This is a genomic window from Pseudomonas sp. M47T1, from assembly GCF_000263855.1.
GTDB lineage: Bacteria > Pseudomonadota > Gammaproteobacteria > Pseudomonadales > Pseudomonadaceae > Aquipseudomonas.
The window spans coordinates 1-26,157 of the sequence record NZ_AJWX01000031.1 but is presented as its reverse complement, the minus strand read 5'-3'; the positions used below and the strand labels follow the sequence as shown (position 1 = coordinate 26,157).

General features: G+C 63.4%; 25 protein-coding genes and 1 pseudogene. 20 read left to right on the top strand and 6 right to left on the bottom strand.

The features are described 5' to 3' along the window. Nucleotide 1 precedes the first annotated feature (1 nt). The 3 genes from trxA to PMM47T1_RS24515 form a co-directional block, all read right to left on the bottom strand. The gene (trxA, locus tag PMM47T1_RS24525) at nucleotides 2-874 is read right to left on the bottom strand and encodes a thioredoxin (RefSeq protein WP_008374093.1); all 873 of its coding nucleotides are present in this window, start codon (nucleotides 872-874) and stop codon (nucleotides 2-4) included. Between the two features lie 65 nt (nucleotides 875-939). Beyond that, on the bottom strand, nucleotides 940-1,587 hold the full coding sequence (locus tag PMM47T1_RS24520; protein ID WP_008374091.1) for a class I SAM-dependent methyltransferase: 648 nt from the start codon (nucleotides 1,585-1,587) through the stop codon (nucleotides 940-942). After that, nucleotides 1,584-2,036, bottom strand: a complete 453-nt coding sequence (locus PMM47T1_RS24515; protein WP_008374089.1) for a YbaY family lipoprotein — start codon at nucleotides 2,034-2,036, stop codon at nucleotides 1,584-1,586. Before PMM47T1_RS24515 ends, PMM47T1_RS24520 begins: the two co-directional genes overlap by 4 nt. Nucleotides 2,037-2,143: 107 nt before the next feature. Here PMM47T1_RS24515 and nrdR point away from each other — a divergent pair, with 107 nt between their 5' ends. The 12 genes from nrdR (at nucleotide 2,144) to PMM47T1_RS24460 (ending at nucleotide 10,611) form a co-directional block, all read left to right on the top strand. Beyond that, the gene (nrdR, locus tag PMM47T1_RS24510; RefSeq protein WP_008374086.1) at nucleotides 2,144-2,608 is read left to right on the top strand and encodes a transcriptional regulator NrdR; all 465 of its coding nucleotides are present in this window, start codon (nucleotides 2,144-2,146) and stop codon (nucleotides 2,606-2,608) included. Further along, nucleotides 2,605-3,744 (top strand): bifunctional diaminohydroxyphosphoribosylaminopyrimidine deaminase/5-amino-6-(5-phosphoribosylamino)uracil reductase RibD, encoded by a 1,140-nt coding sequence (gene ribD / locus PMM47T1_RS24505; RefSeq protein ID WP_008374085.1) that lies wholly within the window; start codon nucleotides 2,605-2,607, stop codon nucleotides 3,742-3,744. Before nrdR ends, ribD begins: the two co-directional genes overlap by 4 nt. A 45-nt stretch (nucleotides 3,745-3,789) precedes the next feature. Further along, the gene (locus PMM47T1_RS24500) at nucleotides 3,790-4,452 is read left to right on the top strand and encodes a riboflavin synthase (RefSeq protein WP_008374083.1); all 663 of its coding nucleotides are present in this window, start codon (nucleotides 3,790-3,792) and stop codon (nucleotides 4,450-4,452) included. 15 nt (nucleotides 4,453-4,467) lie between these two features. Further along, nucleotides 4,468-5,559, top strand: a complete 1,092-nt coding sequence (ribBA, locus tag PMM47T1_RS24495; protein WP_008374080.1) for a bifunctional 3,4-dihydroxy-2-butanone-4-phosphate synthase/GTP cyclohydrolase II — start codon at nucleotides 4,468-4,470, stop codon at nucleotides 5,557-5,559. Nucleotides 5,560-5,694: 135 nt separating this feature from the next. Next, nucleotides 5,695-6,171, top strand: coding sequence for a 6,7-dimethyl-8-ribityllumazine synthase (gene ribH / locus PMM47T1_RS24490; protein ID WP_008374078.1), 477 nt, complete (start codon nucleotides 5,695-5,697; stop codon nucleotides 6,169-6,171). Next, nucleotides 6,168-6,668 carry a transcription antitermination factor NusB gene (nusB, locus tag PMM47T1_RS24485; RefSeq protein WP_008374077.1) on the top strand — a complete coding sequence of 167 codons (501 nt, stop codon included), beginning with the start codon at nucleotides 6,168-6,170 and terminating at the stop codon, nucleotides 6,666-6,668. The genes ribH and nusB overlap by 4 nt, the downstream gene beginning before the upstream one ends. Before the next feature lie 18 nt (nucleotides 6,669-6,686). Next, the gene (thiL, locus tag PMM47T1_RS24480) at nucleotides 6,687-7,652 is read left to right on the top strand and encodes a thiamine-phosphate kinase (RefSeq protein WP_008374075.1); all 966 of its coding nucleotides are present in this window, start codon (nucleotides 6,687-6,689) and stop codon (nucleotides 7,650-7,652) included. Then, on the top strand, nucleotides 7,649-8,158 hold the full coding sequence (locus PMM47T1_RS24475; protein ID WP_008374073.1) for a phosphatidylglycerophosphatase A family protein: 510 nt from the start codon (nucleotides 7,649-7,651) through the stop codon (nucleotides 8,156-8,158). The genes thiL and PMM47T1_RS24475 overlap by 4 nt, the downstream gene beginning before the upstream one ends. A 14-nt stretch (nucleotides 8,159-8,172) precedes the next feature. Further along, nucleotides 8,173-8,904, top strand: a complete 732-nt coding sequence (locus PMM47T1_RS24470) for a substrate-binding periplasmic protein (protein ID WP_043301496.1) — start codon at nucleotides 8,173-8,175, stop codon at nucleotides 8,902-8,904. A 117-nt stretch (nucleotides 8,905-9,021) separates the two neighbouring features. Beyond that, nucleotides 9,022-9,639, top strand: coding sequence for a GTP cyclohydrolase II (gene ribA / locus PMM47T1_RS24465; RefSeq protein ID WP_008374068.1), 618 nt, complete (start codon nucleotides 9,022-9,024; stop codon nucleotides 9,637-9,639). Nucleotides 9,640-9,715: 76 nt separating this feature from the next. After that, nucleotides 9,716-9,838: a hypothetical protein gene (locus tag PMM47T1_RS31010; protein ID WP_443216108.1), complete on the top strand. Its 123-nt coding sequence runs from the start codon at nucleotides 9,716-9,718 to the stop codon at nucleotides 9,836-9,838. Next, nucleotides 9,838-10,611, top strand: coding sequence for a cobalamin-binding protein (locus PMM47T1_RS24460; RefSeq protein WP_008374066.1), 774 nt, complete (start codon nucleotides 9,838-9,840; stop codon nucleotides 10,609-10,611). Before PMM47T1_RS31010 ends, PMM47T1_RS24460 begins: the two co-directional genes overlap by 1 nt. A gap of 119 nt (nucleotides 10,612-10,730) precedes the next feature. On the opposite strand, the gene dxs is transcribed toward PMM47T1_RS24460, so the two are convergent. The 3 genes from dxs to PMM47T1_RS24445 form a co-directional block, all read right to left on the bottom strand. Then, nucleotides 10,731-12,629 (bottom strand): 1-deoxy-D-xylulose-5-phosphate synthase, encoded by a 1,899-nt coding sequence (gene dxs, locus PMM47T1_RS24455; RefSeq protein ID WP_008374065.1) that lies wholly within the window; start codon nucleotides 12,627-12,629, stop codon nucleotides 10,731-10,733. Nucleotides 12,630-12,723: 94 nt separating this feature from the next. Beyond that, a complete protein-coding gene (locus tag PMM47T1_RS24450) occupies nucleotides 12,724-13,611 on the bottom strand; it encodes a polyprenyl synthetase family protein (RefSeq protein WP_008374064.1) in 888 nt (295 codons plus the stop codon). Then, entirely contained in the window at nucleotides 13,608-13,850 is a 243-nt protein-coding gene (locus tag PMM47T1_RS24445; protein WP_008374063.1) for an exodeoxyribonuclease VII small subunit, read from the bottom strand. Before PMM47T1_RS24445 ends, PMM47T1_RS24450 begins: the two co-directional genes overlap by 4 nt. A gap of 206 nt (nucleotides 13,851-14,056) precedes the next feature. Between PMM47T1_RS24445 and PMM47T1_RS24440 the strand changes: the two genes are divergently transcribed. From PMM47T1_RS24440 to PMM47T1_RS24405, 8 genes and pseudogenes are all read left to right on the top strand, one after another. Then, complete coding sequence (locus tag PMM47T1_RS24440) at nucleotides 14,057-15,277, top strand: putative DNA modification/repair radical SAM protein (RefSeq protein ID WP_008374062.1); 1,221 nt, start codon at nucleotides 14,057-14,059, stop codon at nucleotides 15,275-15,277. Next, entirely contained in the window at nucleotides 15,274-16,098 is an 825-nt protein-coding gene (locus tag PMM47T1_RS24435; RefSeq protein ID WP_008374060.1) for a TIGR03915 family putative DNA repair protein, read from the top strand. Before PMM47T1_RS24440 ends, PMM47T1_RS24435 begins: the two co-directional genes overlap by 4 nt. Nucleotides 16,099-16,303: 205 nt before the next feature. Continuing rightward, nucleotides 16,304-16,498 (top strand): annotated as a pseudogene (locus PMM47T1_RS24430) (hypothetical protein); the annotation flags it as partial. A 58-nt stretch (nucleotides 16,499-16,556) separates the two neighbouring features. Further along, nucleotides 16,557-18,278, top strand: coding sequence for a DUF2138 domain-containing protein (locus PMM47T1_RS24425; RefSeq protein ID WP_043301501.1), 1,722 nt, complete (start codon nucleotides 16,557-16,559; stop codon nucleotides 18,276-18,278). Further along, nucleotides 18,248-18,904 (top strand): DUF1175 domain-containing protein, encoded by a 657-nt coding sequence (locus tag PMM47T1_RS24420; protein ID WP_008374056.1) that lies wholly within the window; start codon nucleotides 18,248-18,250, stop codon nucleotides 18,902-18,904. Before PMM47T1_RS24425 ends, PMM47T1_RS24420 begins: the two co-directional genes overlap by 31 nt. Then, nucleotides 18,901-23,448: an alpha-2-macroglobulin family protein gene (locus tag PMM47T1_RS24415; RefSeq protein WP_008374055.1), complete on the top strand. Its 4,548-nt coding sequence runs from the start codon at nucleotides 18,901-18,903 to the stop codon at nucleotides 23,446-23,448. The genes PMM47T1_RS24420 and PMM47T1_RS24415 overlap by 4 nt, the downstream gene beginning before the upstream one ends. 1 nt (nucleotide 23,449) lies before the next feature. Next, entirely contained in the window at nucleotides 23,450-25,096 is a 1,647-nt protein-coding gene (locus PMM47T1_RS24410; protein ID WP_008374054.1) for a DUF2300 domain-containing protein, read from the top strand. Nucleotides 25,097-25,100: 4 nt separating this feature from the next. Next, on the top strand, nucleotides 25,101-25,907 hold the full coding sequence (locus PMM47T1_RS24405; protein WP_008374053.1) for a YfaP family protein: 807 nt from the start codon (nucleotides 25,101-25,103) through the stop codon (nucleotides 25,905-25,907). The last annotated feature ends 250 nt before the right edge of the window (nucleotides 25,908-26,157 follow it).

The window sequence follows — 26,157 nt, the reverse complement described above, 5'->3', positions numbered from 1 at the left end:
CTCAGTAGAGGGCAGCGAACAGCTTGCGGCGGTAGGTGGTGACCAATGGGTGATCGTTGCCCAGCAGTTCGAATACCTGCAGCAAGGTCTTGTGGGCGATGCCCTCGTTGAAGCTGCGGTTGCGCGCAAACAGTTTCAACAGGGCGTCCAGCGCTGCTTCGTATTGCTGGCGCGAGAGCTGCTGAATGGCTAGCTGGAACACCGCTTCGTCATCGTTCGGGTTCTGCGCGATACGCGACTTCAGGTCGGCAGCGTCCGGCAGGTCGGCGGCGTGGCGCAGGAAGGTCAGTTGGGCCTTGGCACCGGCCAGGGCGGCCTTGTGCTCATCGCCTTTGACCGCGTCCAGCACAGCCTGGGCTTCGCTCAGCTCATTGCGTTCAGCCAGGCACCGGGCGTAGAGAATCAGCGCGCGGGCATTGGTGTTGTCTTCGCCCAGCAGTACTCGCAAAATCTCTTCCGATTTGGCGAACTGGCCCTCATTGAACAGCGCCTGGGCTGCTTCCAACGGATCGGCGGCGGCAGCTTCGGGCATGTGCACATGGGGCTCGAGCATGGCGCGAATTTCAGACTCGGGGCGTGCCTCGGCAAAGCCATCCACCGGCTTGCCGTCCTTGAACAGCACCACGGTAGGCAGGCTGCGAATGCCGAAGTGGGCAACGATGTCCTGCTCGACGTCGCAGTTGACCTTGGCCAGCAGCAGCTCGCCCTGATAGCTCTCGGCAATTTTTTCCAGCAACGGCATCAGTACCTTGCAGGGCGCGCACCACTCGGCCCAGAAATCTACCAGCACCGGCTGCGTAAAGGACTGATCGATCACCTGTTGCTGGAAGGTGGCAGAGGTGACATCGAAAATATACGGCGTTTCCTGGCTCATCGTGCATCTCGAAAAAAGCGGTAATGGTTGCACTATAAAGGCTGGCGTCGCTGGCCGAAAGCGCCTCAGCCGCGCTGCGCGTGATAGAGGCTGACGTTGCGAAATTCATGGGGCTCGGCCAGGTCCGGCAAGGTGCAGGCCTGCAGCTTCGCCAACTGGCGATACACCGGGTGGCAGAAGTCGCGCACCCGCGAGTCGGCTACCAGGGCCTGGCGGCCGCGACTGAGGAACTGGTCCAGCAGGGGCAGGTTGGCGCGGTCATACAGCACGTCGGCCACCAGGATCAGGTCGAAACGATCGTCTTCGGCGAAGAAATCCGGCGAGTAACTCAGGCTAACCCCATTGAGTGCGGCATTCGCACGGCAGGCATCCAGCGCCAGCGGGTCCAGGTCACAGGCCACCACCTCGGCCGCACCGGCCTTGGCCGCGGCAATGGCGGCGACACCCGAGCCGGCCCCGAAATCCAGCACCCGCTTGCCTTCCACCCACTGCGGTTGCTCGGCCAGGTAACGGGCCATGGCCAGGCCGCTGGCCCAGCAGAAGCTCCAATAGGGCGGCTCGTGAAGAATGCGGCGGGTTTCCTCGGGGCTGAAGGCACGGTCCATGTTTTCGCTGTCCATCAGCCACAAGCGGATGTCGGTGCCTGGCAGCGCGGTGGTGACCAGCGACGCATCGCCCAGCAACTGGCCCAGCGCCTGTTGCAGCGCCTTCATGGTGCCTGAAGCAATTGCAGCTGGCCCATTGACTGAGTGGTGGGCTGGTTCACGGGCACGGAGGGCAGGTGCAGGATCAGCACGCCGGACTGGCTGGCGCGGCCGCGCAATTCCACGCGCAGGTTCTGCGGGAAGGCTTCGGGGTTGAAGCGCAGTTGAAAATTCAGGGGTTTGCCAGTGCCGATCTGCTTGCTGCTGGCCAGTAATTGCTGGGGGCGGCTGCGCTCGTCCACCGCCAGCAACGCCAGCTCCACCTCGGCGCCCGCGGGCGCGCCCAGCAGGGTGCCGGTCAGTTCACGCTGGAAAGCGGGCAGCGGGCCCAGCGGTTGCGTGCCGATGGCGGCAGGTTTGGCGGCTGGCGCGACGGGCGCCACAGGCTTTGGCTTGTCGCTGCTGCACGCGGCCAGCAGGGCGACCAGGCTCAGCAAAACTAGGGGGCGTAGGGGCATTGGCAGATCCATCGCAATAATTATCCACTGTATACCGCAAAGGCTTTGGCTTGTCTTGCCAGTGGGATGCGCTACCATGGCCCTCCCATTTTTTGTTGCCTGCCACCATGCACTGTCCCTTCTGCGGTGCCAACGACACCAAGGTCATCGACTCGCGACTGGTCGCCGAGGGCGAGCAAGTGCGCCGTCGTCGCGAATGCCTGGCCTGCGGTGAGCGTTTCACCACCTTTGAAACCGCCGAACTGGTTTTGCCGCGCCTGATCAAACAGGACGGTAGCCGCCAGCCCTTCGACGAAGAAAAACTGCGCGCCGGCATGCAGCGGGCGCTGGAAAAGCGTCCGGTCAGTGTCGAGCGCCTTGAAGCCGCCCTGGCGCACATCAAGCACAAGCTGCGCGCCACCGGCGAGCGCGAGGTCAAGTCGCTGGTTGTCGGCGAACTGGTGATGACCGAGCTGCAGAAGCTGGATGAGGTCGCCTATATCCGCTTTGCGTCGGTATACCGCCGCTTCCAGGACCTGGACGAGTTCCGCGAGGAAATCGACCGCCTGGCCCGCGAGCCTGCCAAGCCATGACCCTGCCCAGCGAACAGGCGGTGCTGGACGCACGCTACATGGCCCGCGCCATCGAGCTGGCCCGGCGCGGCCTGTACACCACCCACCCCAACCCGCGGGTTGGCTGCGTGATCGTGCGCGACGGCCAGGTGGTGGGCGAGGGCTGGCATGTGCGTGCTGGTGAAGGCCACGCCGAGGTGCATGCGCTGCGCCAGGCGGGTGAGCTGGCGCGCGGGGCCACGGCCTACGTCACGCTGGAGCCGTGCAGCCACCATGGGCGTACCCCGCCGTGCGCCGATGCCCTGGTGAATGCCGGGCTGGCGCGGGTGGTGGCGGCCATGCAGGATCCCAACCCCGAAGTCGCCGGCCGCGGCCTCAAGCGTCTGGCCGATGTCGGCATCGAGGTGCTCAGCGGCGTGCTGGAGGGCGAGGCCCGAGGCTTGAACCCTGGCTTCCTCAAGCGCATGGAGCAAGGCGTGCCGTTCGTGCGGGTCAAGCTGGCCATGAGCCTGGACGGTCGCACCGCCATGGCCAGTGGCGAAAGCAAATGGATTACCGGCCCTGCCGCTCGCTCTGCCGTGCAGCGCCTGCGGGCGCGCTCCAGTGCGGTATTGACTAGCGCCGACAGCGTGCTGGCCGACGATGCCCGCATGACCGTGCGCGCTGAAGAGCTGGGGCTGGACCCAGCCACCACCGCCCTGGCCACTGAGCGTCCCCCGCTACGCGTGCTGATCGACGGCCGCTTGCGGGTGCCGTTGACTGCGGCGTTTTTCCAGGCCGGCCCGTCGCTCGTCGTCACCTGCACGCAGGGCGACGCCGATGCCTACCGGCAGCAGGGCCATGAACTGCTGGTGATGAACGCCGTCGACGGCCACGTGGACCTTGGGCATCTGCTCACACTGCTGGCCGCCCGCGGCAGCAGCGAAATCCTTGTGGAAGCCGGCCCCACTCTGGCTGGCGCATTCGCCCGCCTGGGCCTGGTGGATGAGTACCAATTGTTTGTTGCCGGGCAATTCCTCGGCTCGTCGGCGCGGCCCTTGCTGGACTGGCCGCTGGCGCGAATGAGTGAAGCGCCACGGTTGAAAATCATTGAAATGCGCGCAGTGGGGGATGACTGGAGAGTCATTGCAATACCTGCCCCGGCGGCAAGCGTATAATTTTGACCTCGCGCCCAGCGCAGGCCCGGTTCCGTAGGAGGATCCATGTTCACCGGCATTATCGAATCCATCGGCAGCATCCGTTCGTTGACCCCCAAAGGCGGTGACGTACGTGTTTACGTAGAGACCGGCAAGCTGGACCTTGCCGACGTCAAGCTGGGCGACAGCATCGCCGTCAACGGCGTGTGCCTGACGGCCGTCGAGCTGCCGGGCGATGGCTTCTGGGCCGACGTCAGCCGCGAAACCCTGGACTGCACCGCGTTTCACGAGCTGAAAGGCGGCAGCCGGGTCAACCTGGAAAAGGCCCTGACCCCAAGCTCGCGCCTGGGTGGCCACCTGGTCAGCGGCCACGTCGACGGTGTTGGCGAAATCGTTTCCCGTGAAGAGAACGCCCGTGCCATCCAGTTCCGCGTTCGCGCCCCGAAGGAACTGGCCAAGTACATCGCCCACAAAGGTTCGATCACCGTCGACGGCACCAGCCTGACCGTGAACGCCGTGGACGGTGCCGAGTTCGAACTGACCATCGTCCCGCACACCCTGGCCGAAACCATCATGGCCGACTACCGTGCCGGCCGTAAGGTCAACCTGGAAGTGGACCTGCTGGCCCGTTACCTGGAGCGCCTGCTACTGGGTGACAAGGCGGCCGAGCCGAGTGCCGGCGGCATCAGCGAAAGCTTCCTGGCCGCCAACGGCTACCTCAAGTCCTGATATAGGGGGTGCCGCGTGGCGCTCAACACAATCGAAGAACTGGTGGAAGACATCCGCCAGGGCAAGATGGTCATCCTCATGGATGACGAAGACCGTGAAAACGAAGGCGACTTGATCATGGCCGCCGAATGCTGCGAAGCCTCGCACATCAACTTCATGGCCAAGCACGCCCGCGGCCTGATCTGCATGCCCATGACCCGTGAGCGCTGCGAGCTGCTGAAGCTGCCGTTGATGGCGCCGCGCAACGGCTCCGGTTTCGGCACCAAGTTCACCGTGTCCATCGAGGCCGCCGAAGGCGTCACCACCGGCATCTCAGCTGCCGACCGCGCGCGCACTGTCCAGGCGGCGGCCGCCAAGGACGCCAAGGCCGAGGACATCGTCAGCCCTGGCCATATTTTCCCGTTGATGGCCCAGGCCGGCGGCACCCTGGCGCGCGCCGGTCACACCGAAGCTGCCTGCGACCTGGCGCGCATGGCCGGTTTCGAGCCCAGCGGCGTGATCTGCGAAGTGATGAACGACGACGGCACCATGTCTCGTCGCGCCGAACTGGAAACCTTCGCTGCCGAACACGGCATCAAGATCGGCACCATTGCCGACCTTATTCACTACCGCATGATCCACGAACGTACCGTTCAGCGGATTGCCGAGCAGCCGCTGGACAGCGAATTGGGCCAGTTCAACCTAGTGACTTACCGCGACGCGGTGGAAGGCGACGTGCACATGGCGCTGACCCTGGGCACCATCTGCGCCGAAGAACCGACCCTGGTTCGCGTGCACAACATGGACCCTCTACGCGACCTGCTGATGGTCAAACAGCCCGGCCGCTGGAGCCTGCGCGCCGCCATGAGCGCCGTGGCAGAGGCTGGCAGCGGCGTGGTGCTGCTGTTGGGCAACCCGGTGGATGGTGATGTACTGCTGGCGCATATTCGCGAAACCGCGGACAGCGCGCCGGTGAAAAAGCCGACCACCTACAGCATCGTCGGTGCCGGTTCGCAGATCCTTCGCGACCTGGGCGTGCGCAAAATGCGCCTGATGAGTTCGCCAATGAAGTTCAATGCGATATCCGGATTCGATCTGGAAGTAGTAGAATACGTGCCCTCCGAATAAACACCGGTAAAAGGGGTCGCCAGATTGCCAGGCCAGCGCTATGGTTTTCAGTGACTCCCGCACGTGCTTGTTCGTGACCCATTACCCCCATAGGACGCCCCTGGCGTCCTTGCTCTTTAAGACGAGACTCACCGAATGACCCTGAAGACCATCGAAGGTACCTTCATTGCCCCCAAAGGTCGCTATGCCCTGGTGGTTGGCCGTTTCAACAGCTTCGTCGTCGAAAGCCTGGTGAGCGGCGCGGTTGATGCCCTGGTTCGCCACGGTATCAGCGAAAGCGACATCACCATCATCCGCGCCCCTGGCGCCTTCGAAATCCCGCTGGTTGCGCAGAAAGTCGCCCAGCAGGGCGAGTACGACGCGATCATCGCCCTGGGCGCGGTCATTCGTGGCGGCACCCCGCACTTCGAATACGTGGCTGGCGAATGCACCAAGGGCCTGTCCCAGGTTTCCATGGAGTTCGGCGTACCGGTTGCTTTTGGTGTGTTGACCGTCGATTCCATCGAACAGGCCATCGAGCGTTCCGGTACCAAGGCTGGCAACAAAGGCGCTGAAGCTGCCCTGTCCGCCCTGGAAATGGTCAGCCTGCTGTCGCAGTTGGAGGCCAAGTGATTTCCGACGAAAGCGATCGTTTCAACCCGCGCGATCCAAAACCTGCGGACGCTGGCAAACCTTCCAAAAGCATGAAGCGTCGTGAAGCCCGCAAACTGGCGACCCAGGCCCTGTACCAATGGCATATGGCCAGCCATTCGCTGAACGAGATCGAAGCGCAGTTCCGCGTGGACAACGATTTCACCGACGTCGACGGTGCCTACTTCCGCGAGATCCTGCACGGCGTGCCCGCCAGCAAGACCGAGATCGATGCCGTGCTCACGCCGTGCATGGACCTGGCCCTGGAAGAGCTGGACCCGGTAGAACTGGCCGTGCTGCGCCTGTCCACCTGGGAACTGCTGAAGCGCGTCGACGTACCGTACCGCGTAGTGATCAACGAAGGTATCGAACTGGCCAAGGTCTTCGGTTCCACCGACGGTCACAAGTTCGTCAACGGTGTGCTCGACAAGGTCGCGCCGAACGTGCGTGCTGCCGAAGTCAAGGCATTCAAGCGCTGATCCACGCGCTTGCATACCATGGGCGAGTTTGAGCTGATTCGACACTACTTCGCCGCCGCGCCCTGTGCGCAGGCCGGCGACGGGGTGGCGCTCGGCATTGGCGACGACTGCGCCCTGCTGGCCTTGCCAGCCGGCCAGCAGTTGGCCGTGTCGACCGACACTCTGGTGGCAGGGGTGCACTTCCCCGATGCCGCCGAGCCTTTCCTGCTTGGCCAGCGCGCGCTGGCAGTGGCCGCCAGTGACCTGGCCGCCATGGGCGCCGAACCCATTGGTTTTACCCTGGCCCTGACCTTGCCGTCAGTCGCCGAAGGCTGGCTGCAAGGCTTTGCCGAAGGGTTGAATCGTATGGCCAGCCAATGCCGCCTGAGCCTGATTGGCGGCGACACCACCCGTGGGCCCCTGAGTCTGACCATGACCGTGTTCGGCCGCGTACCGGCCGGCCAGGCCCTGCTGCGTTCGGGTGCCCGGGCCGGTGACCTGTTGTGCGTGGGTGGTGTGCTGGGCGATGCGGCGGGCGCCTTGCCGTTGGTGCTGGGCCAGGCAGAGGCGGTCGACGCCGTGGCGGCGTCGCTGTTGGCGCATTATTGGTCACCACCGCCGCAGTTCGGCCTGGGGCTGGCGCTTCGGGGCAAAGCTACAGCGGCGATGGATATTTCCGACGGCCTTTTGGCCGATTGCGGTCATATCGCGTCGGCCTCCGGTGTAGCCCTGGCCCTTGAACTGGAAGCCTTGCCGTTGTCGAATGCACTGCTGGCCCTACTGGGCCGGCAGGCCGCGCAAACCGCCGCGCTCACGGGCGGCGATGACTACGTGCTGGTGTTCAGCCTGCCGCCCGAGCACTTGCCTGCGCTGCGCGCTGAGGGTTGGCCGATTCATGTACTGGGCCAAGTGCGCGAAGGCCAGGGTGTTTGCCTGCTGGACGCCTGCGGTCATGACATCACCCCGGCCGTAAGGGGCTATCAACATTTTCGGGAGACACCGTGACAGACCACCCCAACCAGGTCCCGGCAGAGAATGTGCCGCCGTCGGTCTGGCGTAACCCCTGGCATTTCCTCGCGTTCGGTTTCGGCTCGGGCACCCTGCCCAGAGCGCCCGGCACCTGGGGCTCGCTGGTTGCCATACCGTTCATCCCGTTGTGGCAGATGCTGCCCGACTGGGGTTACTGGCTGATGCTGGGCATCACCATGCTGTTCGGCTTCTGGCTGTGCGGCAAGGTCGCCGATGACCTGGGCGTTCACGACCACGAAGGCATCGTCTGGGACGAGATGGTGGGCATGTGGATAACCCTGTGGCTGGTGCCCGACGGTTGGGAATGGATCCTTGTGGGTTTCCTCATGTTCCGTTTTTTCGACATACTCAAGCCATGGCCGATCCGCTGGATCGACCGCCATGTGCATGGCGGTGTGGGCATCATGCTGGATGATGTGCTGGCGGGCGTCTTTGCCTGGCTGGCGGTGCAGGTAGTGGTGTGGGGGTGGCACTTCGTTTGACCGGGAGCGGGGCAATGATCAGATGGATACTGATGATGATGCTGGGCCTGCTGGCCGTTGCCAATGTGTCGGCGGACGACCTGCAGCCTCCGGCGACCATCCAGGTTGCCAGCGAAGCGTGGAGCGACTACACCAACGCCGACGGAACCGGCCTGGCATGGGACATCCTGCGCTCGGTGTTTGAGCCGGCCGGGGTCACGGTGCAGACCCGCACTGTGCCTTACACCCGCGCCATCGGCCTGGTGCAGCGGGGCGAGGCCGATGCCTGGGTGGGCGCCTACCACGACGAAATTGCTAACACCCTCTACCCGCGCTGGCATTACGACACGGACCATATCTACGCCCTCGGCCTGGCCGACAAGCCGTCGCCTACCCTGAGCACCCTCGGGCGCTACCGGCTGGCTTGGGTGCGCGGCTACAGCTACGAGCGCTACCTGCCCAGGATCAAGCAATACCATGAAGTGCAGCGGCGCACCGGCATCCTGCCGATGCTCAGCCATGATCGCGCCGACTACTACATCGACGCGCAAACCGAGATCGAAGGTGTGCTCAAGCAGGCCGACGACCCGGCCCAATTCAAACTCACCCCTATTGCCGAGCTGCCGCTTTTCCTCGGCTTTGCCGATAACCCGCGCGGGCGGGCGTTGTTGGCGGTGTTTGATCGGCGCATGGATGAACTGGTGCCCAGTGGCCAACTGCGGCCTATCTTCGAGCACTGGAAGCAGCCTTATCCCTTTACGCCATAAGCCATCAAACTTCCCGATCTTTATCCCTCATAATTCAGCCTAAGCGTGGTCGGTAAGCTGCTGTTACAATGCAGGCATTGGCTAAAATTCATGTCAGATATTTGATAGGAGCACCCGGTGCCCGTCGTTTTCGTCGCCGCTTCCAAGCTGCCAACGCCTTTTGCGCAATTCACCATGCATGGTTTTCTCGATGAGGCCACCGGCCGTGAGCACGTTGTGCTGAGCCTGGGCGACGTCGCCGATGGCCAGCCGGTGCTGGGCCGTCTGCATTCCGAGTGCCTGACCGGCGATGCCCTGTTCAGCCAGCGCTGCGACTGTGGTTCGCAGCTCGAAGCCGCCTTGCAGGCCATTGCCCGTGAGGGGCGGGGCGTGTTGCTGTACCTGCGTCAGGAAGGCCGTGGCATTGGCCTGCTGAACAAGATCCGCGCCTATGAGCTGCAGGACGGTGGTGCCGACACGGTGGAGGCCAACGAGCGCCTGGGCTTTGCCGCCGACCAGCGCGACTACGCCATGTGCCTGCCGATGCTGGAGCATCTGGGCGTCAAGTCGTTGCGCCTGATGACCAACAACCCGCGTAAGGTCAAGGCGCTGACCAGCATGAACATCGTGGTTGCCGAGCGCGTGCCGCTGCACACCGGCCATAACCCGCACAACAAGCACTACCTGGCCACCAAGGCCGGCAAGCTCGGGCACATGATGGGTAACGAACATCAGAGCGAGGCCGATCGGGCGTGACCCGTTCGCAAGTGCGCCGCCGGTTGGCGGCAGCTGGCGGCAGCAGCTGGCGCTGCCCCTGCTGCCGTTGTTTGTCATGAATTGGGCTTTCGGCCAGAACGAGGCGCTGATGCCGGTGTTGGCCATGCCTCTTTGCCTGCTGGCCTTCTCCAGCGTGTTGCTGCTCTGCCTGTATCACATCCCGCGTCCGCTGGCTTGATGGCCAAGCTGCTCGCCTGTTTGTTGCTGCTGCTGTGCAGTAGCGCCGGTGCGGCGCAGCGGGTGGTCAGCCTGGCGCCTTCATTGACGGAAATCGCCGTGGAAGTGGGCGGCCAGGATCGTCTGGTGGGCGTGCTCGATGCAGGGCCACGGCCACCAGGCCTGGCGTCGCTGCCTTCGGTAGGACGTTACGGGCAGTTGGACCTGGAGCAACTGCTGGCGCTCAAACCCGACTTGATACTGCTTTGGCCGGGCAGCGTCAGCCCGGCTCAACGTGATCAGTTACAGCGCCTGCACGTTCCGCTGCTGGTTTCCGAACCTCATTCCCTTGATGACCTTGCCATGCAGATGGAGCGGGTTGCCGCGCCATTGGGTCGGGCCGCTCGCGGGAAACAGCTGGCTGATGAGTTTCGCCTTCGGCTGGCCATGTTGCGCGAGCGATACCGCCGTCCGGTGCCGTTGCAGGTGTTCTATCAAGTCTGGGACGCGCCCCTCTACACCGTGGGGGGTGGCCAGATCATCAGTGATGCGTTACGTGTATGCGGCGGCCGGAATATCTTCGCCGACCTAGCGCTGCCAGCGCCTCAGGTCAGCCTGGAGGCCGTGCTGCAACGCGACCCACAAGTAATCGTGGTGCCCAATCAGGCGCAGGCAGATGCCTGGCGCAAGTGGCCGATCAAGGGCAGGGTAGTGATAGGTGATCCGGGGGTGGAGCGCCCGAGTGGGCAGATGCTTGACGCGCTCACCCGGTTATGTGAACGCCTGAACCTGTAACCGCTGCCGCGTCTGTAGGAGCGGGCTCTGCCCGCGAAGCAAACGCACGGTCTGCCAGGCATCGCGCGGTGTTCTTTTCGCGGGTAGAACCCGCTCCCACAGGTGTTGGTACGGTTGTGTTACGCCAGGTTCAAAGCTGCCAGGCGCTTGACGATGGCGGCTTCGATACCGGCTTCATCCAGGCCACACTCGGCCAGCATCTGCGCCGGCTTGGCATGCTCGACGTAGGTGTCGGGCAGGCCCAGGTGCAGGACCGGTTTGAGCAGGTTTTCGCGCGCCAGGAATTCGCTCACGGCAGCACCGGCGCCACCCATGATGCTGTTTTCCTCGATGGTCACCAGCAGCTCGTGGCGAGCGGCAATATCGCGTACCAGTGTTTCATCCAGGGGCTTCACGAAGCGCATGTCCACCACGGTGGCGTCCAGCTTCTCGGCCACCTTCAGGGCCTCGGCCAGTTGCACGCCGAACACCAGCAGGGCGGCCTTGCTGCCTTCGCGGCGAATCACGCCCTTGCCGATTTCCAGCGCTTCCAGGCTGCTGTCTATGGCCGCGTTCGGGCCGGTGCCGCGCGGGTAACGCACCGCCGCCGGGCCTTCATGCAGGTGGCCGGTGCTGAGCATCTTGCGCAGTTCGTTCTCGTCGCTTGGGGTCATCACCACCATGCCCGGGATGCAGCGCAGGTACGACAGGTCGAAGCTGCCCGCGTGGGTTGGGCCGTCTTCGCCCACCAGGCCCGCACGGTCGATGGCGAACAGCACGTCCAGGTTCTGCACGGCCACATCATGGATCAACTGGTCGTAGGCGCGTTGCAGGAAGGTGGAATAGATCGCCACCACCGGCTTGGCACCTTCGCAGGCCATGCCGGCAGCCAGCGTCACCGCGTGCTGCTCGGCAATGGCCACGTCAAAATAGCGATCCGGATAGCGTTCGCTGAAATCGACCAGGTCCGAGCCTTCCTTCATGGCTGGGGTAATACCCACCAGCCGCTGGTCGGCAGCGGCCATGTCGCACAGCCACTGGCCGAACACCGCGGAGTACTTCGGCCCCGAGGCTTTCTTCGGCGCGGCCGGCGCATTCAATGGCTCAAGCTTGGTGATCGCGTGGTAGCCGATAGGGTCAACCTCGGCGGGCGCGAAGCCCTTGCCCTTCTTGGTGACCACGTGCAGGAACTGCGGACCCTTGAGGTCGCGCATGTTGCGCAGGGTAGCCACCAGGGTCGGCAGGTCGTGACCGTCGATCGGGCCGATGTAGTTCCAGCCCAGCTCTTCGAACAGCGTGCCCGGTACCAGCATGCCCTTGGCGTATTCTTCGGTGCGACGGGCGATTTCCCAGGCGCCCGGCAGGCGCGACAGCACTTTCTTGCTGCCTTCACGCATGCTGGCGTAGGTGCGGCTGGAAAGGATCTTGGCCAGGTAATTGGACAGGCCACCGACGTTGCGCGAGATCGACATGTCGTTGTCGTTGAGAATCACCAGCATGTCGGCGTTTACCTCGGGCGCATGGTTCAGCGCCTCGAAGGCCATGCCGGCGGTCAGCGCGCCGTCGCCGATCACGGCAATCGACTTGCGCCCGCTGTTCTGCAGGCGTGCGGCAATGGCCATGCCCAGGGCGGCGCTGATCGAGGTGCTGGAGTGGCCGACGCCAAAGGTGTCGTATTCGCTCTCGGCGCGGCGCGGGAAGGCGGCCAGGCCATCCTTCTGGCGCAGGCTGGCCATGCGTTCGCGACGTCCGGTGAGGATCTTGTGCGGGTAGGCCTGATGGCCCACGTCCCACACCAGGCGATCGTCGGGCGTGTCGAAGACGTAATGCAGGGCAATCGTCAGCTCGATGACGCCCAGGCCGGCACCGAAGTGCCCGCCGGTCTGGCCAACGGTATAGAGCAACTCCTGGCGAAGTTCATCGGCCAGGGTTTCCAGCTCGGCTTCACCCAGTCGGCGCAGGCCGGCCGGCGTATCGGCACGGTCCAGCAGGGGCGTCAGCGGGCGTTCGCGGGGAATCTCTTGAAACGTCGTGGGCATCAGGCGAATCGTTATAAATATGAAGTGGCGGCAGTTTAACCTATGCAGCGCTGACTGCCCACGCGATGACGCGTTGGCTGTTCAGCGCCGCTGTTCAACTGCGACGTTCGACAATGTAGCGGGCCAGCTCGCGCAAGGGTTCGGCAGCCTCGTCAAAGGGCAGTAGAGCTTCCAGCGCCTGGTCGCGCAACTGCAGAGCATAGGCCTTGGCCATGCCCATGCCCAGCAGGGCCGGGTAGGTTGGCTTGTCGCGGGCGATGTCGGCGCCCTGGCGCTTGCCCAGTGTCTGGGTGTCGCTTTCCACGTCGAGGATGTCGTCCTGAACCTGGAACGCCAGGCCGATAGCCTGTGCATAAGTTTTCAGTGCCTGGCGCTGCTGCACCGTGGCCCGACCGCTGGCCAGGGCACCCAGCTGGACGCTGGCTTCGATCAGGGCGCCGGTCTTGTGCCGGTGCATCAATTCCAGGGCGTCCTGGTCAAGCTTCTTGCCCACCGAACCAAGGTCGATGGCCTGGCCGCCTACCATGCCCGCAGGACCTGCCGCCTGGGCCAGCGCCATGGCCATCTGCAGGCGTACCGCTTCACCCTGGGGGCTCAGCTTTTCGTCGAGCAGCGCAGTGAAGGCAAGGCTTTGCAGGCCATCGCCGGCCAGGATCGCACAGGCTTCATCGAAAGCCTTGTGGGTGGTGGGCTGGCCGCGGCGCAGGTCGTCATCGTCCATGGCCGGCAAGTCGTCGTGCACCAGCGAATAGGCATGGATCAGTTCCACCGCGCAGGCGGCGCCGTCGGCGTGCTCGGCCGGCGCGCCCAGGGCTTCGCAGGCGGCATACACCAGCAGGGGGCGCACGCGCTTGCCACCGTTCATTACGCTGTAGCGCATGGCTTCGTAAAGACGCGCCAGTTCCGGCGCTGGAGCGCTGAACAGGCTGCTCAGGGCAGTATCGACACGCGCCTGGCAGGTGGCCTGGTAACTACTCATCATTCGGGTTGTTCCGCGTCAAAGGGCTCTTGCGTCAGCTCCCCGTCGCGCTCAAGCAGGATCTGCACTTTTTGTTCAGCCTGGGCCAGTGCAGCCTGACAGTCACGGGTGAGGCCGATGCCTTGCTCGAAGGCGGCCAGGGAATCTTCCAGCGACAGTTCGCCGTTTTCCAGGCGTTCGACCAGGGTTTGCAGATCGGCCAGCGATTGCTCGAAATCCACAGAAGCTTTCTTGCGGGCCATGGCGGCTCTCTCGACAGGAGTTGAAACCGCGCGACACTAGCAGAGCAGGGCGCGTCGGGCAAATCAGGGGCTGCAAAACACTGTTGCACCACAGCCCTTCGCACCCTGGCGGTAGTGACAAGCGCCCCGCCCGCCAGTGGTCGCAAAGCGCTTGTGGCGGACATTTTACCGCTGTACTGTATATAAAAACAGTATCGAGAAAACCCATGCAGCTGATCGAGAAACTCAGCATCCTCGCCGACGCCGCCAAGTACGACGCCTCATGCGCCAGCAGCGCCGCGCCCAAGCGCAGTTCCGAAGGCAAGGCCGGGCTGGGCGCCACCGATGGCATGGGCATTTGCCACAGTTATACGCCCGACGGGCGATGCGTGTCGTTGCTGAAGATACTGCTGACCAATTTCTGCCTGTTCGACTGCCAGTACTGCGTCAACCGCCGCTCCAGCGACGTGCCCCGTGCACGCTTCACGCCTGAGGAAGTCGTCACCCTGACCCTGGATTTCTATCGGCGCAATTGCATCAGCGGCCTGTTTCTCAGTTCCGGCATCATCCGCTCCGCCGACTACACCATGGAGCAGCTGATTCGCGTCGCCAGGCTGTTGCGCGAAGAGCATCAGTTCCGTGGCTACATACACCTCAAGACCATCCCGGAAGCCGACCCACTACTGATCGAGGAAGCCGGGCGCTATGCCGATCGGCTCAGCGTCAATATCGAACTGCCCACCGATGCCAGCCTGCAGATGCTGGCGCCTGAAAAACAGGTGAGCTCCATCCGCCAGGCCATGAACACCATCCATATCGGGCGCCAGGCCGTGGCCGATGAGCCCAAAGCCCCCAGCTTCGCCCCGGCCGGGCAAAGCACGCAGATGATCGTGGGCGCCGATGACACCGATGACAGCACCATCCTGCACAGTGCCGAAAGCCTGTACGGCAACTTCAAGCTCAAGCGCGTCTATTATTCGGCCTTCAGTCCCATCCCCAACAGCCCGAAAAGCGTACCCCTGGCCGCGCCACCGCTGATGCGCGAACACCGGCTGTACCAGGCTGACTTCCTCTTGCGCGGCTATGGCTTCAAGGCTGGGGAGCTGTTCCAGGGGCCAGGACACCTGGCGCTGGATATCGATCCCAAGCTTGCCTGGGCGCTGGAGCATCGCGAGGTGTTCCCGCTGGACCTAAACCGCGCCGAGCCTGCCATGATCGCACGCATCCCCGGCATCGGCATTCGCACCACCCAGCGCCTGGTTGAGCTGCGCCGGCAGCGTCGCATCCGCTACGAAGACCTCACCCGGCTGCGCTGCGTGCTGGCCAAGGCCAAGCCATTCCTGATCACCAGTGATTACCATCCGCGCCAGGCGGAAAGCAGCAGCCTTATCCTGCGTGAGCAGTTGCGTGATCGGCCGGCACCCCAGCAGATGGGGCTGTGGGGATGATCTGCCTCGATTGCGATGACCTCTACGACACCTGGCGGCAACAGGCGCGGTGGCTGCTCAGCCATCAGGTCGACCCCAGCGAGGTCAGTTGGGAGGTGGCCGACCTGTTTGCCACGGACCAGAACCTGCCGTCAGCGCCGGGGCCATTCCAGGCCCGGGTGCCGCTGGCATTGGCCGAGCAACTGGAGGTTGCCGCGCGTTACCGAGGCGAGCAGCGCTGGAGCCTGCTGTACGAAGTGCTATGGCGCGTCAGCCACGGGGATCGCACGGCCATGCTACCGGGCGATCGGCTGGGCAGTGAGTTGCAGCGGCGCATCAAGCAGGTGTCTCGCGAGGCTCATCACCTGCATGCCTTCGTTCGCTTCGTGGCCCATGCACCCGCCGATGCCCAGGGCATGCAGCCCGAATACGTGGCCTGGCACGAACCGGCTCATGACATTCTGCAGAGCGCCAGTGCCCACTTCATCGGGCGTATGGGGCGCCATCGCTGGTTGATCGCCACCCCGCGCGATGGAGTTTATTACGATGGAGTACAGATGTACTACGAACGTATTTGCCCATCCCCATGGCAGCAGATGGCGCAGCAGGTTGAAGACCCGCACGGCGAGTTGTGGCTCACCTACTACAGTCACATCTTCAACCCGGCACGGCTCAATACCCGTGTCATGCAGGGCCACCTGCCCAGCCGTTTCTGGAAACACCTGCCGGAAGGCGCGCTGATACCGGGGCTGATCAGTGAGGCCCGAACCGGCAAGCAGCGGGATGGCCAGGCCAGCGCCATTGGCGCCCGGCAAGGCAAGCGCATTCTGGCCGGGCGATAAGTGCTGGTCGACAATGTCCACGGGTTGACGATTGTGCAAGGGCGGGCGAATCGCTACTCTTCGCCCGCCTGGAAAACAGGCTATAAAAGGTGTCCCGGGACCGGACACTTATCACCACGCGTTGCAGGAAGCACACATGCGATTTCTTCTCTGGTTGAGCGCCTTTGTCTGGGCGTCCACTGCCTTGGCCGACACCACTGCCGCCCTGTCCACCCCCGTTGAAGGGCGCTTTGCCCTGCCTTATGCATTTGCTGCCGACGCCAACAGCGTGGAAGTGCGCAGCCGCGAGACTGCGCCGATACATGGCGTGTATCTGGCCTACGTCAACTACTGGGGCAACTACAGTAATGGTGGCTATGACCTTGAAGGGCGCGGCAACCGGAGCGAAGTCATTACCTCGGCACCTGACCTTCACTTATTGAACCCTGCACCGCATGGATGAATCGGGCTTTGCGAACATGAGCGAACAAACAGCTGTACCGACGGCCGCGAACACGGGTGTTACACCTTCCCCTGCCAAGCGGCGCAATGTGCTACTGGTTATCGGACTGTGCCTGGTGGCCGTGGTGGCGGGTGGCGTGGGCTGGTACCTGCACAAGCCCAAACCCGCACCGCTGGCGCTGGCCATGGACCAGTTCGGCCTGAGCAGGCCTGACGCGATGCTGGAGACCCAGTCGCTCAGCCAACTGCCACGCGACCTGCTTGCCGTGCCGTTTCTGCGTGAAACACTCACCGAAGATTTTGTCTTCTATTACGAGACACATGGCGACCGCCTGGGCCTTATCGGCAGCTTGCGCCGCATTATTTACGAGCACGACCTCAAGCTTCAGGACAGCCTGATCGAAGCGTTGTTCGACCAGCCGGCCGACGTGGTGCTGTGGCGCGGTGCCGATGGCCGGCTCAAGGATTTCGTCCTGGTGATGGACCGGGGTGGCCTGGCCAAGTTGCTGGAACCACTGGCCCACGTGGCGCTGGATGACCAGCAACTGAGCAAGGTCGGGGAACTGAATGTGGCAGGCGAGGCGGTGCCGCTTTACCGCCTGGCGTACAACGCCAGCAAGTCACTGCTGTTTGCTTCGCGCGGTGACAAGCTGGTGGTGTTGTCCAATCCGGACAAACTCTACGACCACGCCGATAACAGCGATGTAGCCCCCGGCGCGGTGTCCACCCAGGCGCTGGCGGCACTGCTCAGCGGCAACCAGCTATTTCCCGAAGCCTTCGGCCTGCAACCGCGGGACAAGGCCATCAAGCAGCGCATTGCCATCAATGCCAGCGTGCTTGCCATGGGGTATCAGCGCTTCATCCCGAGCTTCGCTGGCCTGCGCCTGGACATGGATGACAAGGGCTGGCACAGCTACCTGGCGCTGAATGAAACCGACAATGCCCCAAACCTGGACTTCACTCCTATCTGGCAGGCCATGCCCGTGGGCGCCAGCGCGTGCGTGGCGTTGCCATTGGCCACCGAGCAACAGCAACCGTTGCTGGTCAAGCTGGGGGCGGACGAGCAAACCGCCAAGGCACTTACCGCTCACATGAGTGGCGCCGCCGGCCTGTGCTGGTATCCCGATTCGCACCTTTATACACCGCTGCTGGTGGCCGGGCTCGACACTGCCGATGGCGGCAAGCTGGACGCTGACCTGGGCCAGTTGTTCGGCTCAATGGTGGGCGCCTGGGAGAGCAAGGTGCCCGGCGGGCAATTCCCGGTCAGCGAACAGTCGCCGGCACAGGGGCACCAATGGCTGCGCCAGGTCAGTTCCAATTTCGGTCAGTATCGCAACCGCGATGCCGATAAACCTGACAGCATCACCGGCAAGGGCTTCTTCAAGGTCAGCTTGGCGCGCCATGACTCGACCCTGCTGTTCTCCCTGGATGACAAGCTGGTGGACAAGGCCATGGCCACCCTCGACAAACACGTGGCGCCGCTGGCCGATATCGCCCCCAGTGATGCCTTGATGTCCGTCTACCTGGGGCCGGACTCCCTGGCGCAACTGATGCAGCAGGAAACCCTGGACAGCCTGCCGCAAGACATGGAGCCGGTGTTCCGCAACGCTGCCCAGACCCACCTTATTCCCAAACTGCAAAAACTCGCCGGCTACGGCAAGTACGCCCTGACGTTGCCCAAGGGCAGCGAAGCTGACGGCCACTGGCAATGGCTGCCGTTGCAGTGGCGCGCCTTGTGAGAACAATCACGCTGATCCTGGTTGGCCTGCTGTTGAGCCTGCCCGTGGTCGCCGCGCCAATGGCCACGTTGGATGCCCAGCAGTCCCAGGTGTTTCGCGCCTGGTTCGTGCGCATCGCCCAGCAGCAACTGACCCAGGGCCCCAGCCCGCGCTGGTTCCAGCAGGATTGCGCGGGCCTGGTGCGCTTTGCCGCCAATGAGGCACTCAAGGTTCATGATGATAAATGGCTACGTGCCAATGGCCTGTCAAACCGTTACCTGCCGCCCGAGCTTGCGCTCAGCGATGCCCAGCGTGGCCTGGCGCAGCAATGGCAACAGGGCAGCGGCAGGGTCGGCCCTTACGTCACCGCCATCAAGCTGATCCAGTTCAACAGTCACTTGGTGGGCCGGGACCTGAACCAGGCTCGGCCCGGCGACCTGATGTTCTTTGATCAGGGCGACGACCAGCACCTGATGATCTGGATGGGCCGCAACATTGCCTACCACACCGGCACCACCACCCCCACCGACAACGGCATGCGCTCGGCAAGCGTGCAGCAACTCATGACATGGAAGGACACCCGATGGATACCCGACGCAGCCAACCCGAACTTCATCGGTGTGTATCGGCTCAATTTCCTCCGATGAGCAGCGCCCTGGCGTTGCGCCTGTACCTGTTGCTGGCCTTCCTGATCGCGCCATTCGGGCTGCTGCGTGCCGATGACTCGGTGCCCGCCAGCGATTACGCGCCCATGGCCGGCGAGAGCTTTTTCCTGCTGGCCGACAGCAGCTTCGCCACTGACGAACAAGCCATGGTGCGCCTGGAAGCGCCGGGCCGCGATTACCGTCGTTTCCGCATGGAGCCTTATGGCGGTGCCGATATCCGTGTCTATCGCATTGATCAGCCGCTGGAATTTCTCAAACGCCAGAAGAACCTGCATCGCGTGGTCAGTGAAGGTCAGTTCAAGGGCGAAGGGTTGTCCAATACCCTGGCCTACCTCTGGGACAACTGGTACCGCAAGTCGCGTCGGGTGATGCAGCGCGCGTTCTCCTACGAGTCACGAAAGGAAGTCACCGACCAGGTGCCGGAACTGAAGATGGGCAACGTCATTGCCACGCCCACCCAGTACGACGCGCAACCTCAGTACGCGCCCATTCCCGGGCTGCCCCTGGTCAGCCAGTTCCGTTACCCGCTGTGGCAGGCCAAGCCGATTCAGCCGCCCAAGGGCGTCGACCTGGCCGGCTCGTCCAGCGAGTTCATCAGCGCGGCGCCCGGCAACGTCTACATTCCGTTGGGCAAGCTCAAGCCCGGCCTTTACCTGGTTGAGGCATTGATCGGTAAATACCGTGCTACCACGGTGGTGTTTGTCTCCAATACCGTGGCGGTCAGCAAGATCGCTGGCGACGAATTGCTGGTGTGGGCGGCACGCAAGCACGAAGGCAGCTCGGTACCCAAGGTCAAGGTGCTGTGGACCGATGGCCTGGGCGTGATGAGCAGCGGCGAGACAGATGCCGATGGCCTGTTGCGCCTCAAGCATGTCAGTCCCGAGCGCTCCTTCGTGATTGGCGAGGATGAGGAGGGTGGCGTCTTTGTCTCCGAAAACTTCTATTACGACAGCGAGATCTACGACACCAAGCTGTATGCGTTCACTGATCGGCCGCTGTACCGTCCGGGTGATTGGGTGTCGATGAAGATCGTCGGCCGCGAATTCAAGAATGCCCGCGACTCGGTATTGCCCACCGCGGGTGCCGTGCACGTCAGTGTCATTGATGCCGCGGGTACCACGTTGCAGGGTATGGACCTGAGCCTGGATGCCAAGGCGGGTACCCAGGGGCGTTTCCAGCTGCCGGACAACGCCGTGGCAGGTGGTTACGAACTACGCTTCACCTATCGCGACCAGGCCTACAGCAGCGCCTTTCGGGTGGCCGAGTACATCAAGCCGCACTTCGAGACTTCCCTGGACCTGGCCAAACAGGACTTTCGCACCAACGAGCCGGTCACCGGCAAGCTATTGCTGATGTACCCCGACGGCAAGCCGGTGGCCAACGCTCGCCTCACCCTGAGCCTGCGCGCCCAGCAATTGTCCATGGTGGAAAACGAACTGCAGTACCTGGGGCAATTCCCCGTGGAGCTTACCAGTACCGAGCTGACCACCGACGCCAAGGGCTATGCCAGCATCGAACTGCCGGCGGCGGAAAAGCCCAGCCGCTACATGCTCACCGTGTTTGCCAGCGACGGCGCCGCCTACCGGGTCAAGACGACCAAGGAAATCCTCATCGAGCGCGGCGCTGCCCAGTACCAACTTGATGCGCCCGAACGCTTCAGCGCCGCCGGTGACAAGGTTGCCTTCAGCTACCAGAGCGAACAGCCGACCCCCATCAAACCTGCGGCCTACACCTGGGTGCGCCTGGAAGACCAGACCACCGGTGGCGGCCAGCTAACGGCAAGCGACACTGGGTTCAGCCTGGCCTTCGACCGTCCAGGCACCTACAACCTCAGCCTGGTTGACGAGCATCAGCGCATCCTCGGTGCCACCGGCCATTCGGTGACCGGCGACGGCGTGAAGGCCGTGCCGGGCACCGTCGAAATCGTCCTCGACAAAACCCAGTACAAGGCCGGTGATGAAGCTCTGGCGCTGATCACCTTCCCCGAGCCTGTCAGTGATGCGCTGTTGTCCCTGGAGCGCGACAAGGTCGAAGCGACCGCGCTGCTGACCAAGGGCGGCGACTGGTTGAAAATCGACACCATAAGCCCCACTCAGTACCGCGTGCACATTCGCGTCAAGGACACTTTCGCGCCCAACCTGACCTTCTCGGTGTTGTACACCAAGGGGGGCGAATACAGCTTTCAGAATGCCGGCATCAAGGTCGTGGCGCCGCAGATCGACATCGATATAGCCACGGACAAGCAGCAGTACTTGCCAGGTGACACCGTCACGGTGGACCTGAGCACCGAGTTTGCCGGCAAGCCTATCCCTGCACACCTGACCGTCAGTGTGGTGGACGAAATGGTCTACGCGCTGCAGCCGGAAATCGCGCCCGGCATCGATCAGTTCTTCTACCACCCGCGTCGCAACAATGTGCGCACCAGTGCCAGCCTGGCGTTCATCAGTTATGACGTGGCACTGCCCGGCAGCCCCACCGCGCCGGGCAAGGCCAACCGCAGCGAGCGCGGCGTAAAGGTGCTGGAGCGCCCACGTCGCGAAGACGTCGATACCGCGGCCTGGCAGCCGGAGCTAGTGAGCGATGCCAGCGGCAAGGCCCGCTTTACCTTCCGCATGCCCGATTCGTTGACGCGCTGGCGCATTACGGCGCGAGCCATGGCCGACGACGGCCAGGTCGGTCAGAAGAAACAATTCGTGCGATCGGAGAAGCCGCTGTACCTGAAGTGGAGTGGCCCTACCCATTTCCGCGCAGGCGATCAGCCGCAGCTGGGCATGTTCGCCTTCAGCCAGGCCGGTCAATCGGTCAAGGCCGAGCTGGTCGTCCACGCCGGCGGCCAGGACCAGCACCTGCCGCTGACCCTCAATAAAGGCATCAACTACATCCCGCTTACCGGCGTCACCCCGGGCAGTGCCGACCTGACGGCAGAACTTCAGCAGGACGGTAAAACCCAGGACGCCCTGGCCGTGCGCATCAGCACCGTCGCTGAAGACTGGCAGAGCGTACACACTCAGGCCCTGGACGTGACCGCTGGTGATATTGCGCTGGCGTTGCCCGCCGACGCCGGCAATATTCGCCTGCGACTGGACGACAGCCCGCAAGCGCTGTTCCGCGCCAGCCTGGATGATCTGCTGGCGTATCCGTGGGGCGGTGTCGAACAGACCGCCAGCCAGTTGCTGCCGCTGAGCATCGCCTACCCGGCGTTGGCGGCCGACACCAGCGTGAGTGACCGCCTGCGCCTCATCCTGCAGAACAGTCGTCTGCGCCTTATCCAGATGGCCGGGCCGCAAGCGGCCTTCACCTGGTGGGGCGAGGACCAGGCCCCGGACGCCTTCCTGACCGCCTATGCCTACTATGCCGACTGGCACGCCAGCAAAGCCCTGGGCCTGACCTTGCCGCCGGACCATTGGCAGCGGGTCATGGACGTGTACGGCAAGCAGGCGGCCAGCACGCCGTTGCTGCACCGCGCGCTGATCCTGTCGTTTGCCCGCGAGATGCAACTGCCCATCAATACCTTGCTGAGCGGCCTGATGGATGACCTGGCCAAGGCCGGCCCGGGTGCTAACGCCAACCTGATGAATGATGGCGAGGACAGCGTGGTCATGAGCGCGCCGGACTCGGCGCTGGGCCTGGCCAGCGCTCGCGTGCTGACCGCTGCCCTGGCGCAGCAGAACAAGGTCACGCAACCCGAGGCCTTCACTCGGCAACTGGACGATGCTCGTCAGCGTGTCGCCACCAGTGCTCAGCCGTTCGCGGCGGCGCTGGACCTGTCGCTCAAACCAGCCAATCCCGACCAGGCGGGTGATCTGTTACAGCGCTTGTTGCCACAGCAATCCACACTTGAGCGAGCGCTGGCGCTGACCTGGGTGCAGCGTGGCATCGAACAAGCAAGCAAGGCGGCCTCCTTGATGCCGGCCAGCGATTGGCACGCCGCGCAAGGCATTACCGGTAGTGGTTTCTGGCAATGGCAGGGCGGCGCGGTGCCGACCAACCTCAGCTTGAGCGGTAGCAGCGAACGTCCGGTGCGCGCCTTGCTGACCTTCACCAGCAAGCAGGCGGTGGCCGATGATTTGCCGGTGGTGGTCAAGCGCCGCTTGCTGCGCCTGGTACCCGGGGACGAAGCCTTCATCTTTAAACTGGAGGCCGTGGGCAACAAGCCGTTGGCCAGCGACAGCCTTTACCTGGATGAGGTGACTGTCAGCACCAAGGGCCAGCCGCTGCGTTACGGCATGCTGGAAGTACCGTTGCCGCCGGGCGCAGACGTGGAGCGCACCACCTGGGGCATCAAGTTGACAGGGCAGGGTGCAGCGGACGCTGCGCCGCTTGAGAAGGCGCATTTCGAACCCGGCGACATGGCCTACGGCATCGCCGTCGACAGCCTGAGTGGCGAACTGCGTTTCCGTCATTTGATCCGTTTTTCGCAGAAGGGCCAGTTCAACCTGCCGCCGGCACGCTACACCCAGCTCTATGCGCCGGAGCACAAGGCTGAAGAGAAAAAGCCGGCGCTCAGCCAGGTCACGGTCAAGTGACATGAACCGTGGCCTGCTGTGCGTGATGCTGTGCCTGCTTTCTCTGCTGTGTCAGGCAGAGGAGGCGCCCCTACGTCTGGCGTGGCTGCATGGTCAGGGCTACGAGGTGGTGCAGTTCAACACCACCCAGGCGATCAGCCGCGAGCCCCTCCCGGCTGATTTGCAAACGCCCCTGGGCAGCCTGTGGAAGTTGTTCGTTTATGCCTGGCTGGTGGATACCGACCAGCACGAACCGGCCTACGATTGCCAGGGTGAAGATCGCGACGAAGTCTACTGTTGCACAGCGGGGGGCAGTATCGCGCGTGAGCCTGCGCTGGTGCATTCCTGCGGGCTCTATTTCAACCCGCGGCGGCTGAAGGTCGACAGCGGCCAATGGCGCGCGTACTGGCAAGCGCGCAAGGCACCTGACTGGCTGGCTGACATCGCACAGTTGCAGCCGCAGACGCGCGTGCCAGTGGCGCAGCTGCTGGACATGCTGCGTACTTTGCCGGCACAACAGCAGGCGCGGCAATTGCTGCTGGATGTGGTGCTCGACGCCACCGATGGTCAGGCCGTGGGACGCTTGGGTGGTCGGCTGCGGGTCAAGACCTGGAGCTGGCTGGCCGATGCCGACCCCAAGGCTCGCCAGGGCGGTTTTGGCGGTTGGCTGGCAGACGGCACGCCGGTCTGGGTGGGCGGGCGAGGCACCAGCCAAATGATTCTTCGCCACTACGCCGACGTACTGGGCAGCTTTTTACCCGCGCCGTGGCCCCAGGATGTTGGCCGTTGCGTGGAAGTCGACCTGTTCGCGCATTATCCGCTGAAGGCGGTACTGACCGTAGCGGGCAAGCCGGCTGCCCAGGGAGCTTTGCAAGGCCGCTACCGTGCGGTGTTCGAAAACGGCAATGACCTGGATGTAGAAAGCAGCGGCGACCTTTATCTGCAACAGGCTGCGAACCGGCCAAGGCTGATCGCGCGGCTGGACCGGGAAGAATATGTCGCCCGCGTGCTGCAGCGCGAAGCCAAGAGCCAGCCCGCTGAGGCGGCCAAGGCTCTGGCCGTGGCCATTCGTACGTACCTGCTGCAAAACGCGGGGCGCAAGGGTGATTGCCTGAGCATCGACGATAGCAGCAGCCGCCAACGAGTCGCACCACGGGCTGCCAGTGCCGACGCCCGGCGCATTGCCGCCTGGACCAGCGACCTGGTGCTGGCCGGCAGCCCTGTTACCTATCACTCCGACACCCCGGGCGCCGACAAGCTGTCATGGACGCAGGCCGTGGAGCAGGCCGATGGCGGGTTGCGTTATGACGCCATCCTGCAGCATGCCTACCCGCGGGCAAGTCTGAGCCGCTGGGGCAACCCCGTGGCTTCCTGCGAGCCATTGCCTGCCGCGCAGGATTGGCTGCAGAGCCAGAGGCGCCGTTGGCGTCCTACATTGGATAACGAAGTGGGCTACAACGAGATCAGTGCTTTCGCAGTTTGCCGTCTTTCTTATGGTCGCCCGTATGTCGACCGCGAGCGTCAGCGCATTTATGTGCGTGGCGTGCTCACCCTGCAAGATCGTCTGGACCTGACCCACGAATACCTGCACCTGGCCTTTGAGGCACACCCTAACGGCCAGGACGAAACCTATATTGAAGGGCTTGCCCGCCACCTGCTCCTGGACTAGGCCAATGACACCGCGCCCCTACCCCACAGCCCTGTTGCTCAGTGCCCTGCTTGCGTTGCCAGCGGCGCGTGCCGACAGCAACCCCATCAGCCTTGATACTCCCATCGGTGGCTGGCGCAGTGGCACGTCCGAAGGCGAGCACTTTCGCCAGACGGTCAACTACCCGGCGTCATCCGTGAACACACCGACCGACCAGGCGGACACGGCGCGCATCATGGGCGACATCAAGGGCATGCCGAAATCCGCTGACCAGCCCGGCAAGATCATAGTCAATGGCGTGGCAATGCCGCTCAAGCTCGACGGCAATGGTCACTTCGACCGGCCGTTCTCCTTTCCCAGCGGCACCAATGGCGTCGAAATCCGCAGCCCCGATGGCCAGCAGAAGCGCCGGGTGCAATTCCTCAACACCGGCAGCGCCAGCCCGGCCAAGTTACGCATCCTGTTGTCCTGGGACAGCGATAACACCGACCTGGACTTGCACGTCATCACCCCCGACGGTGCGCACATCTGGTACGGCGACCGCACGGCCCCCAACGGCGCAGCGCTCGACGTCGACGTCACCACCGGCTATGGCCCGGAAATATTCGCCATGCCGGCGCCGCAGAAAGGCCAGTACCTTATATATGTGAATTACTTCGGGGGTGGGTATCGGGGGGATGATGAGGGGGAGGCCGCCGTTCAGTCGTTGACGACGGCGCAGATAACCTTGATTACCGAAGAGGGTACGCCAAATGAAAAGATGGAGACGTTTTTGGTGCCAATGCGGGCCCCGGGGGAACTGACGTTGGTGCGTAGGTTTAGTTATCCGTGAAGGTGAGGGGGCTGGGGGCACCTGGCGGCCTTTTTGCGGTGTCCTTTGGGATGCTTTTGACTTTAAAGACAATTCCCCAAAATTAACCCTTGACGCCCCCTCAAATCCCTCTATAATTCGCCCCACTTCCGGCGCAACCGAAACGGAAAACTCCTTGAGTTTCAAAGAGTTAACCGAAGTAAGCAGTTCTGGAGGGTTTCGATCTTAACGTCGAAAGCGGTGAAAAAGGCAGTTGACAGCGAATCAAAAC